Below are 11,989 nucleotides of genomic sequence, written 5' to 3'. Positions count from 1 at the left end.
CTAAAAAAGATAACCAGATTTAGTCCCTGAAAAACTGAGAGTTCAACAGCCTCGCCATTAGTGTTCACCAGTAAGTTTTGAGTACAAAGGCAGCTGCCTGCTAAAGCAGCAGAAAACAAATAGGACACAGCATACGTGTTAGGAGTTCATATCAGTCTCAGGGGATCAGACTTTTAAAGTAGTCATGTAATTACATGCCACAAGGGGGATCAAAATCTACCCTGGATATCTTTAAATATCATTATATCAGGGACTAAATCTAAAATTAATGGAAACAAGAAAGTTTATATTTAAATGGTGATATATTTCAATATCACTAAGTATATTATACGAGGAGGTATAGCTGTGAATAAAATTAATAATTCAATTAATAAAATTGAAAATATAGTTGGTGCAATTGCTTTAGGAATATTAGTTATTTTAGTTTTTATTGCAGCAGCATTAAGGTATTTAGGTAATCCAATTGTCTGGAGTGTTGATTTAGCTCAATTATTATTTGTCTGGGTGGTTTTTTTAGGTGCTGATAGGGCTTTACAGACTAATAATCATATTGGAGTGGATTTTTTTGTTAATTTTTTGCCTAAGAAGCTCAAAAAAATCATCTACATAATACACTATTTAATTATTTTAGTATTTTTAGGTGGAATTATTTATTATGGTTTTGATCTTACAATTAGAAATGTTTCAAGAAATTTTAATACTTTAGGAATCAGCTATTCTTATGCTACAGCCGGTGTACCTATTGGATGTTTATTAATGTTTAGAACGATTATCTATAAATTTATAAGTAATGAAATTATTAGTTCAGAGAGTGAATAAAAAGATCTGATTTAGGAGGGAAATTAATGACACTAGTAGTTAGCGTTTTTGCAGTTTTATTATTAACAGGAATGCCTTTAGCTTTTACAATTGGTATTTCTAGTTCATTATTCTTTTTATTTGAAGCTGGTCTGCCGTTTTCTATTGTGACTCAAAGAATGGTTGCAGCAACTCAAAATTATCCACTTTTAGCGGTTCCTTTTTTTGTTTTAGCAGGTAATCTAATGAATGCTACTGGTATTACAAAACGTTTAATAAAGTTTTCTACTATTTTGGTAGGCCACTTAACTGGTGGATTGGCTCATGTTAGTATTATTCTAAGTTCACTTTTGGGTGGTATTTCTGGTTCGGCAGTTGCAGATGCAGCTATGGAAGCAAGAATTTTAGGCCCGTCTATGACAAAACAGGGGTATGATAAAGCTTATAGTGCAGCAGTTATTGGTTTAAGTTCTTTAATTACTTCTACTATACCACCAAGTATTGGTCTTATATTATATGGTTATACAGGTCAGGTTTCTATAGGAAGGTTATTTATTGCTGGTATAATACCGGGTTTATTAATGGCTATTTTACTAATGGTTACAACTTATATAACATCTAAAAAAAGAGGATATACTCCTGTAAGAGAAAAGGCTCCAACTAAAAAAGAAGTCTGGAATGGTTTAAAAGATAGTATTTGGGCAATTATTTTCCCTTTAATTTTGATTATTGGAATCAGATTTGGATTCTTTACTCCTTCTGAAGCTGGTGCTTTTGCTGTAGTTTATGCTTTTATTATTGGTAAATATGTTTATAAAGAATTAAAGTGGTCTGATTTAAAAGAAGTTTTAAAGCAGTCCTTATTTGATAATGGGGTAATTGTATTAATAATTGCCTGTTCTTCAATATTTGGATATGTAATTATTGCAAATCAGGTTCCTCAACAGATGGCTCAGGTTATTACATCAATTACTCAAAATCCAACTTTATTATTGTTTATGATTTTAGGGTTTTTATTTATTGCAGGTATGCTTATGGAAGCAACGGTTAATGTACTGCTTTTAACTCCTATTTTTCTTCCAATTATAAAATCAGTTGGGATAGATCCTGTACATTTTGGAATTATGATGATGACTATTGTTACAATGGGAGGAATGACTCCACCAGTTGGTGTAACAATGTATACTGTATGTTCACTAATGGATGTTCCTGTAGAGGATTATGTATATCAGTCTATTCCATTTACCCTGGCAATTATTGTTTTAATAGTGATTTTAGCATTTTTCCCAAATCTGGTATTATTTTTACCTAACTTGGTTTACAGTTTATAAATTGGAGGTTATAAAAATTGGAATTTTTAAATGATAATTATTTATTAAATAATACTAAAGCTAAAAGCATTTATGATGAAATTAGAGATCTACCAATAATAGATCCTCATAATCATAGTGACCTTAAAGAAATAATGGATAATAAAAACTGGCAGGATATCTGGGAAGTTGAGGGCCAGACAGATCACTATATCTGGCAGCTAATGCGAAGAATGGGGATTGAAGAAGATAAAATAACTGGTAAAGCTTCTAATAAAGAAAAATGGAAAGCTTTTGCAGAAGTTTTTCCTTCTTTTGCTCTTAACCCAGTTTTTGAGTGGATGCAGCTTGATTTGAAAAATATTTTTGAGATTGAAGAATTATTAGATTCCAGTAATGCTGATCAAATATGGAAAATAACTAAATCAAAATTACAAAAAGATGATTATAAACCCAGAGCATTACTGGAAAAGATGAAAGTAGAAATTATGTGTACAACTGATGATCCTATTTCAGATTTAAAATATCACAATCAGGCTCAGGATGAATTAGATAATTTAAAAGTTTATCCTACCTGGAGACCTGATAGCTACAGTAAAATTGAAGAAGATGATTGGAAGGAAAATATTATAAAGCTTATTCAAAAATATTTAGATACGGATGATTTATCACTTGATAATTTATTAAAAGCCTTAGAATTATCACATTCATATTTTGATAGAATGGGTTGTGTTTCCAGTGATCATGATTTGCCTGACCTTATGAGTAAAGCTGTAAGTTTTAAGCAGGCAGAAAACATTTTTGATAAAAGATTAGATAAAGAATTATCAATAAATGAAATAATAAATTTTAAAGCTTTTATGCTTAATTATTATGCGGAGCTAAATAGAAAAAAAGACTGGATAATGCAGCTGCATATTGGTGTCAGAAGGAATTACAGAAAAAGTCTTTTAGATAATGTAGGTATTAATTCTGGAGGAGATATAATAGGTTCAGGAGTTAATATAGTAGATGGTTTATCATATTTATTAAATACATTTGAAGACTTAAAATTTGTTGCTTATATAATTAATGATAATTATTTACAGTCATTAGTTTCTATTGCTCGAGCTTTTCCAAATTTAAATTTAGGATCTTCCTGGTGGTTTAATGATAGTGCCTATGGAATGGATAAGCATCTTAACCATATAGCTGCTGTTGATGTTTTAGCTAAACAGACAGGAATGGTAACTGATTCCAGAAAAATTTTATCTTATGCTTCTAGAACTGAAGTATATAGAAGAACTTTGGCTAATTTGTTGGGAGAAAGTGTTTTGAAACAGAAGTTACCGATTTCATTGGCAGAAAAAATCGCAGTTGATTTATCTTATAAGAGACCTTTAGAGTTATTTTTTAAAAATAAGTAAAAAAAGATTATAAAAAAGTTGGTGATGCAGATGAAAATGATTTTTCGCTGGTTTGGCGAAAATGATGATAGTGTTAGTTTAAAAGAAATTAAACAAATTCCTGGTATGACTGGAATAGTAAGTGCTTTAAATGATATACCAGTTGGAGAAATATGGCCTCTGGATAAAATAAGAAAACTTAAAAAAGAAATTAATGATGCAGGTCTTGAACTGGAAGTAATAGAAAGTGTTAACGTTCACGAAGAAATTAAATTAGGTTTACCGTCTCGTGATGAGTATATTGAAAATTATAAAGAAACTTTAAAAAATTTAGCATCAGAAGGAATAAAAGTAGTTTGCTATAATTTTATGCCGGTTTTTGACTGGCTGCGTTCTGATCTTGCTAAAGAACTTGAAGATGGTTCAACTACAATGTCTTATGATGAAGAATGGATTAATAATACAGATCCTGTAAAACTTGTAGAAGAATTTGATAAAGGATCTGAAGGGTTTTCATTACCAGGTTGGGAACCAGAAAGATTAGCTGAGTTAAAAGATATTATGAAAAAGTATGAATCAATTACTGAAGATGACCTTTTTGAAAATCTTAAATATTTTTTAGAAGCTATTTTACCTGTCTGTAAGGAAAATGACATAAAGATGGCTATCCATCCCGATGATCCTCCCTGGCCAATTTATGGATTGCCGCGAATTATGACAGGAAAAGAAAATATTCGCAAATTATTAGATATGGTAGATAATACTTATAATGGTATTTCTCTCTGCAGTGGTTCTTTAGGGTCAAATCCAGAAAATAGTGTACCAGATTTAATTAGAGAATTTGGAGATAGAATTCATTTTGCTCATGTTAGAAACTTAAAGTTTGATGGGGATGGTAAATTTCATGAGACTTCTCATTTATCAAGTGATGGCTCTCTTGATTTATTTGAAATCATGAAAGCCTATCATGATGTCGGATTTGAAGGTTATGTTAGACCCGATCACGGTCGTATGATTTGGGGAGAAAAGGCAAGACCTGGTTATGGATTATATGATAGAGCACTTGGAGCTACATATATTAATGGCCTCTGGGAAGCAATTAAGAAAATGAGCAAATAACAAACTATATAGGAATTCTCTTTTTTAATTACAATTTAATAAAGAGGGAATTCCTTTTTGTATATGTTGAATTTAATTTAATTATTGAGGTGATAATTTATGTTAAAACTTAAAAAAGAAGAACTGAATGATAAAACTCAGTGGGAAAAGGCTGGAATTAAGCCACTACAGTTTGATTATCAGAATTTAATTGAGAAGACAAAAGCTAATCCGGAATGGGTACATTTTGGTGCCGGTAATATCTTCAGAGCTTTTATTGCCCGTCTGCAGCAGGAACTATTAAATGAAGGAGAAGCAGAAACAGGTATCATAGCTGCTGAGGGCTTTGACTATGAGATTATAGATAAAGTTTATGCACCGGCTGATAATTTGAGCCTGGTTGTAAAAATGTCTGCTGATGGCAGTTTAGAAAAAACTCTATTAGCAAGTATTACAGAGGGTTTAAAAGCTGACTCCAGTTTTGAAAAAGACTGGGAGGAACTTAAAGAAATCTTTAAAAAACCGAGCTTAAAGATGGCAAGTTTTACTGTAACTGAAAAAGGTTATGCCTTAGATAATATGGATGGTCAATTTTTTCCATTTGTACTGGAAGATTTTAAAGCCGGACCAGAGGGAGATTTAAATCACCTGATGGCCAAGGTAACAGCTCTAGCTTATGAGCGCTATAAAGCAGGAGCCTATCCCTTTGCTTTTGCCAGTATGGATAACTGCTCTCACAACGGCCAGAAGCTTAAAGATGCTGTTTTAACTGTAGCAGAAAAATGGGTAGAAAATAATCTGGTAGAAGAAGGATTTTTAGGATATTTAAGTGATGAATCAAAAGTAGGATTTCCCTGGTCAATGATTGATAAAATAACTCCCGGACCTGCTCCAGATGTGCAGAAGAAGCTTAAAGAAATTGGCTTTCAAAATACAGAAATAGTAAAAACAACTAAAAACACAGAAATAGCAGCTTTTGTTAATGCAGAAGCACCAGAATATCTAGTTATAGAAGATAATTTTCCTAATGGTAAAATACCACTTGATCAGGCTGGGGCAATTTATACAGATCGAGAAACAGTTAATAAAGTAGAAACAATGAAAGTTACAACTTGTTTAAATCCGCTCCATACAGCAATGGCAGTTTATGGCTGTCTTTTAGGTTATACTTCAATTGCTCAAGAAATGAAGGATGACTTAATTGTAAAATTAATTAAAGAGATTGGTTATCAAGAAGGTTTACCTGTAGTTGTTAACCCTGGTGTACTTGATCCAGCAGAATTTATTGATGAGGTAGTTGAAGAAAGACTGCCTAATCCTTATATACCTGATACACCACAGAGAATTGCTAAAGATACTTCTCAAAAAATAGCAATTCGTTTTGGAGAAACAATTAAATCTTATCAAAAGGCAGATGAACTTGATCCAACAGATCTAGTTGCTATTCCACTAGCTATAGCAGGTTGGTTACGTTATCTACTTGGGATAGATGATCTGGGAGAAAAAATGGAACTAAGTTCTGATCCTCTTTTAGATGAACTAACTGCTCAGCTTAAAGCAGTTGAATTTACTAAAATAGAGACTGTAGATAATAATCTAAAAGATATTCTTGCTAACGAAAAGCTAATGGGAACAGATTTGTATCAGTTAGGACTGGCGAATAAAATAGAAGCTTATTTTAAAGAAATGATTAGTGGGCCAGGTGCAGTTAAAAATACTCTAGAAAAATATTTAAATAGAAAATAAAAATTAGTCAAAAATATTATAATTTATCCTGTCTGAATACTACATTTAGGCAGGATTTTTAACTTTAAGCACTAATTATAATAATATAGAGAAAAGAATATAGTAAATTACCTAAAATAAATACTGGAGGAGTTAAGATGCAGGAAATAACAAAAGTAAAATTTGGAACTTTGGATGATGGTAGAGAAGCTAATCTATATACTCTGGAAAATAATAATGGTCTCAAAGCCAAAATAACTAACTATGGCGGGATAATTGTTAATTTATTTGTACCAGATAAAAATAATAATCTGGCAGATATTGTTTTAGGTTATGATAAATTAGAGCAATATTTTGCAGATTCTAATTACTTTGGTGCTCTAATTGGTCGCTATGGAAATAGAATAGCAGGGGGAAAGTTTAAACTTGATGGCAAAGAATTTAAACTAGATACAAATGAAAAACCCGCTGGTTATCCTTGCTGCTTACATGGTGGAAAGGCTGGTTTTAATTCTCAACTATGGTCTGCAAAAACAATTACTTTAGATGGTCAACCAACCTTAAAATTGATTCATCTCAGTGAAGCGGGAGAAGCTGGCTTTCCTGGTAATTTAAGAACAGAAGTTCTTTATACTCTAACTGATGATAATAAATTAAAAGTGGAATATCGAGCAGAAGCTGATCAGCCAACAATAGTTAATTTAACTCAGCATAGTTACTTTAATTTAAAAGGTCATGGTCAGGGAACAATTGCTGATCATCAGCTTTACTTAAATGCAGATAAGTTTACTCCAATTAATGAAGGGATGATCCCAACCGGGGAAGTAATAGAAGTTGCGGGAACACCTTTTGATTTTAGCGAATTTAAGCAAATTGGTAAAGAAATTGATACTGATTTAGAACAGCTAAACTTAGCTGGAGGATATGACCACAATTGGATTTTGAATAAAGAAAATAAAGAATTGGCTCTGGCTGCTAAGGTAAAAGAAGAAGTTAGCGGACGTCAGATGGATGTCTGGACCACTGAACCGGGAGTTCAATTCTATAGTGGAAATGGAATTTCTGCTAATGGCAAAGGTAAAAAAGGATTGGCTTATCAAAAGAGAGGCGCTTTATGTCTCGAGACACAGCATTATCCTGATTCTCCTAATCATGAACATTTTCCCTCCACTATTTTAAGACCAGGTGAAAGATATCGTACAGTTACTGAATTTCATTTCAAAACAAATTAATTAATCAAAATTTAATAATTATGAGAGATCAAATTATAATTTTTTCAAAGCTAAATTTAGCCTTATTTTGTTCAAGGTTAAATTTAGTTTTTTTTATTAACTATTTTGGCAAAGATTATAATATATGATATAATTATTTTTATAGCTTTTTAATTTTTAGATAAAAAATGAGTAGAGAGGAAGGGTTATCAATGGTCAAATTTATGCAGTCAATTAAAGGGAAAATGATTATAACTATATCAATCCTTATCTTGCTAATTGTGGGTGGTACTGCTATTACTTTATATAAGCAGTCTGTTTCAATAATGGAGAAATCTATTGTTACTAATGCTAAAAATAGTGCAAAACAGAATTCAGCTACAATAGCAGAATGGCTCTCTGGTATGGAAGTATTTATTAAAAATTTAACTGTTAATGATAATATTCAGAGTATGCTCTGGCGTTATCAACAGGAGCCATATTTAAAAAGGGTGGAAAACCCTAATATTGATAAATTTATGATAGCAGATCTCAATGGAAAGGCAAATCTTACAGATGGTAGTACAGCTGATATTAGTGGAGAGCCATATTTTAAATTAGTACTAGAAAAGCAAGAAATTGTTTTTTCAGATATTATGAAAGATCAGACAACTGGTAAAAACATTTTTATCATAGCTGCCCCAATTATAGATTCACGGAATGATGAATTAAAAGGAGTATTGAGTGCAGTAGTTTCAATTACATATTTACAAAATTTAGTTGCTGATATGAAAATTAATGGAGAAGGTTATGGTTGGATAATTAATCAGAATAAAAATACTATTGCCTATCCCCAAACAGAATATCTAGCTAATTCTAAATTGGCTAATGCTAATGAACAATTGAGTAAAATTACGGATCAGATGATAGCAGGTAAAAATGGTGTTAGTCAGTATAATTACCAGGGAATAGAAAACTTCATTGCTTATGATTCAATAGGAATTAGCAACTGGTCTATTGCTATGGTAGCACAGGAAAATAAGGTGATGAGCTATCTGTTTAATTTAAAAAATAGTAGTTTGATTATAGTAGCAGCAGCACTAATTTTAGGGATAATTATTGCAGTAATTATTGCAAGCTATCTAGCTAATCCACTTGACTACGTAAGTGAAGTAGCAGCCCAAATTGCAGCAGGTGATTTTCGAGTTGAGATTAAAGATAAATATCAAAAACGTCAAGATGAAGTAGGAAAACTGGCCAATTCTTTTAAAGAAATGATAGCTAATCTAAAAATTATGATTTTAGATGTAAAAAATATTTCAGAAAAAGTAGCTGCTTCCAGTGAAGAGCTGTCTGCCAGTGGTAATCAGGTTGGGGAAACAGCTCAGGAAGTAAGTAAAGCAATTCAGGAGGTAGCTTCAAATACTGAAGAACAATCGGCTCAAGTTGAAGAAACAACTGCTACTATTACAGAATTAGATAAACAGATTAAAATGATTACTACTTCTTCAGAAGCAATGGATAGGCAGTCAAATGATGTTATGACTAATATAGCAAAAGGCAATCAGTCAATTGAGCAGTCAGCTCAGGAAATAGGAAAAGTAAAAACTAATGCCCTACAGGCTGGAAAGGCTATTGAATCACTGGCTGATTCTTCAAATAGAATTGGAGAGATAGTAAGTTTAATTAAAGATATTTCTTCTCAGACTAATCTGCTGGCTTTAAATGCAGCTATTGAGGCAGCTAGAGCTGGAGAAGCTGGTCGTGGTTTTAGTGTAGTAGCTGATGAAATCCGTGAATTAGCTGAACAGTCAAATAAGGCTACAGATGAAATTGCTGATCTAATTACAGGTATTCAAACTGATATTGGTAGTTCAGTAGAGAATATGCAGGAAACAGGTCAGGTAGTTGAAAGCAGTGTTAATTCAATTGAGGCAAGTGGAACTGCTTTTACTGAAATTGAAAATGCAGCTCAGATTTTAGGTAATATTATTGAAAACATTAATAATAAAGCTCAGGAAATGAATGTTACCAGTGGAGAAGTAGAAACAGCAGTTAAGCAGATAGCAGCTGCCAGTGAGACAGCGGCAGCTAACTCAGAGGAAGTGGCTGCTTCAAGTCAGGAACAGAATGCAGCTACAGATGAGATAATAACAGCAGCTCGCGAATTAGCAGAAATGGCAGAAAGACTGGCAGAATCAACGGCTCAATTCAAACTAAATTGATATAATTCTAGGTCAGTCTAGACTGGCCTAGTTTTTTGTGACTAATGTTTATTAAGAACTTGCTTTTGAAGTTATTTTTTTATAAAATTGAAGTTGTATTTATATTATAAAGCAGAGTTAATAAAGCTAACAGTAAAAAATTGTCAAAAGGAGTGAGTTTAAATTGGAAGAAAAAACAAATATTTTATCTTTTTTGCAAAAGATAAAATTTAGGGATAGTTTGAGTACTAAAATTATTTTAATGATTTCTGTAATTATCATTATTGGCATGGGGGGGCTGGGCTATTTAATTAACAATACAGTAAGTAAAGAAATTACCAGCCTGGCGCAATCAAGAAATAATGGAATTGCTTCTAAACTGCAGGCCGAAATTGAAGGATTTTTAAATCAAGGTAAAGAAGTAATTAACCTGGCTGCTGAACAAGGTTCTAGTAAAAATTTAGCAGATAATAATTTGAATTTATTACTTAGATCTATTGCTAATAACTATGAGCAATTTAATATGGTTTATCTTGGTACCACTACTGGCGATATGTATACATACCCTGAAGCAAATTTACCAGCAGATTTTGATCCAACTACAAGACCCTGGTATAAAAGAGCTATTTCTGCTAATAAGGCTATCTGGACAGATCCATATATTGATGTTGATAGTGGTAATATGGTGATCTCAGTAGCTAAAAAAGTGACTGATAATAACGGTAGTCTAGTTGGTGTTATGGCAGGAGATATTTCTTTAGCTAATATTAGTAATTTAGTTAGCAGTACTAAAGTTGGCGAAACTGGTTATACTTTTGTAGTTGATCATTCAGGAGATTTAATAGCTCATCCTAATAAAAAATTAGTCGAGGAACGCTATGATATAAGTCAAGAATTAGATTTAACAAGAGCTTTAAATGGCGAATCAGGTTATCTAGAATATGATTATCATGGAGAAGAGCGTTTAGCTTCCTTTGTGCCAATTCCTGAAATAGAAGGAGCTATTTTTGCCCAAATACCTCTTAAAGAAGCATATCGGGCTACTGATGATGTATTAAAAAGATTAATTGTACTGTCAATTTCAGTTTTGATTATCTTAATAATAGTGATAATTTTTTATATTACTAAAAATGTTGTTAAACCTATTTTAAATTATGGAGAAAAAATGAAAATGGTGGCAGCAGGTAATCTTGATGTTAATTTAAATATAAAGCGTAAAGATGAGTTAGGACATTTAGGGCTTGTTTTTAACGAGATGATTAAAGATTTAAATACTTTAGTTCATAATATTAAAACTACCTCTAATCAGGTCACTGATACTTCCAGACATCTTGATCAGAGTTCACATGAGGTGGGAAATACTTCAGAACAAGTTTCAATTTCAATTCAGGATGTTGCTACTGGAGCAGATCAACAGGCTAAATATGTAGAAGATGTATCTTTAAATATTCAGAAACTTTCTCAAGGAATTAATGATTTAGCTCAAACTAATGAAGAAGTTGAAGCAATGAGTCATGATATGAATTTAGTTACAGGAGAAGGTGCAGAAAAATTAGCCCACTTAAGTTCTCAAATGGAGCAAATTGTTGCTGCTGTACGTAAAGTTGCAGCAGATATCAACAAGCTTGATTCTATTTCACAGGAAATTGGCAGTATTATTGATATCATTGATAATATAGCTGATCAAACAAACTTGCTAGCTTTGAATGCAGCTATTGAGGCTGCTAGAGCAGGAGAGGCTGGCAGAGGATTTAGTGTAGTTGCTGATGAAATTAGGGATTTAGCTGAAGAATCATCAACCTCTGCTGAGAAGATTAAAAAATTAATTGATGAAGTTATTAATACTACCAATTCTGTCGGTCAAGAAATGAAAACAAGTGAAAAGGAAATAATTAGTGGAGAAGAACTTTTAGATTCTGCTAATAAAACATTTATTAAGATTGAAAATACTTTAAAAGAAATTAATCAAGGAATTGATAAATCAACTGATATAGTAAATAATGCGAATAAATTCAGTAGAGATATCTCAGCTAAAGCGCAAAATATTGCTGGTATTTCTGAAGAGACTTCTGCTTCTGCTGAAGAAGTAGCAGCTGCCAGTCAGGAACAAACAGCTTCAGTAGAAGAAATTTCTTCTATTGCCGATGAATTAGCTGATAGAGCTGCTCATTTAGAAGATTTAATTGAAAAATTTGATGTATAAACAGATAGTATTTTATGCTTAAGATAGTAGAATTATTATAAAAATAGTCCTGCCTGGATTTAATTACCTGGTAAGG

8 protein-coding genes are annotated in these 11,989 nt (G+C 32.1%); all 8 read left to right on the top strand.

Features of this window, described 5'->3' with window-relative positions; genetic code table 11:
- Window positions 1–345: 345 nt before the first annotated feature.
- The 8 genes from BMZ74_RS06090 (at window position 346) to BMZ74_RS06055 (ending at window position 11,913) form a co-directional block, all read left to right on the top strand.
- Window positions 346–819 (top strand): TRAP transporter small permease, encoded by a 474-nt coding sequence (locus BMZ74_RS06090; protein ID WP_177181375.1) that lies wholly within the window; start codon window positions 346–348, stop codon window positions 817–819.
- Window positions 820–845: 26 nt separating this feature from the next.
- Complete coding sequence (locus BMZ74_RS06085; protein ID WP_089861069.1) at window positions 846–2,129, top strand: TRAP transporter large permease; 1,284 nt, start codon at window positions 846–848, stop codon at window positions 2,127–2,129.
- Between the two features lie 17 nt (window positions 2,130–2,146).
- Window positions 2,147–3,514 (top strand): glucuronate isomerase, encoded by a 1,368-nt coding sequence (gene uxaC, locus BMZ74_RS06080; protein ID WP_089861067.1) that lies wholly within the window; start codon window positions 2,147–2,149, stop codon window positions 3,512–3,514.
- Between the two features lie 30 nt (window positions 3,515–3,544).
- A complete protein-coding gene (uxuA, locus tag BMZ74_RS06075; RefSeq protein ID WP_089861066.1) occupies window positions 3,545–4,612 on the top strand; it encodes a mannonate dehydratase in 1,068 nt (355 codons plus the stop codon).
- Between the two features lie 99 nt (window positions 4,613–4,711).
- Entirely contained in the window at window positions 4,712–6,337 is a 1,626-nt protein-coding gene (locus BMZ74_RS06070) for a mannitol dehydrogenase family protein (RefSeq protein WP_089861064.1), read from the top strand.
- Between the two features lie 137 nt (window positions 6,338–6,474).
- Window positions 6,475–7,548: an aldose epimerase family protein gene (locus tag BMZ74_RS06065; protein WP_089861062.1), complete on the top strand. Its 1,074-nt coding sequence runs from the start codon at window positions 6,475–6,477 to the stop codon at window positions 7,546–7,548.
- 191 nt (window positions 7,549–7,739) lie between these two features.
- Window positions 7,740–9,731, top strand: coding sequence for a methyl-accepting chemotaxis protein (locus tag BMZ74_RS06060; RefSeq protein WP_245750836.1), 1,992 nt, complete (start codon window positions 7,740–7,742; stop codon window positions 9,729–9,731).
- Between the two features lie 163 nt (window positions 9,732–9,894).
- Window positions 9,895–11,913: a methyl-accepting chemotaxis protein gene (locus tag BMZ74_RS06055; RefSeq protein WP_089861060.1), complete on the top strand. Its 2,019-nt coding sequence runs from the start codon at window positions 9,895–9,897 to the stop codon at window positions 11,911–11,913.
- The last annotated feature ends 76 nt before the right edge of the window (window positions 11,914–11,989 follow it).

This window comes from Halanaerobium salsuginis, assembly GCF_900114545.1.
Classification (GTDB): Bacteria; Bacillota; Halanaerobiia; order Halanaerobiales; family Halanaerobiaceae; genus Halanaerobium; species Halanaerobium salsuginis.
Note: the sequence above shows the minus strand (reverse complement) of the source record. Positions and strands in the feature narration are given on the sequence as shown.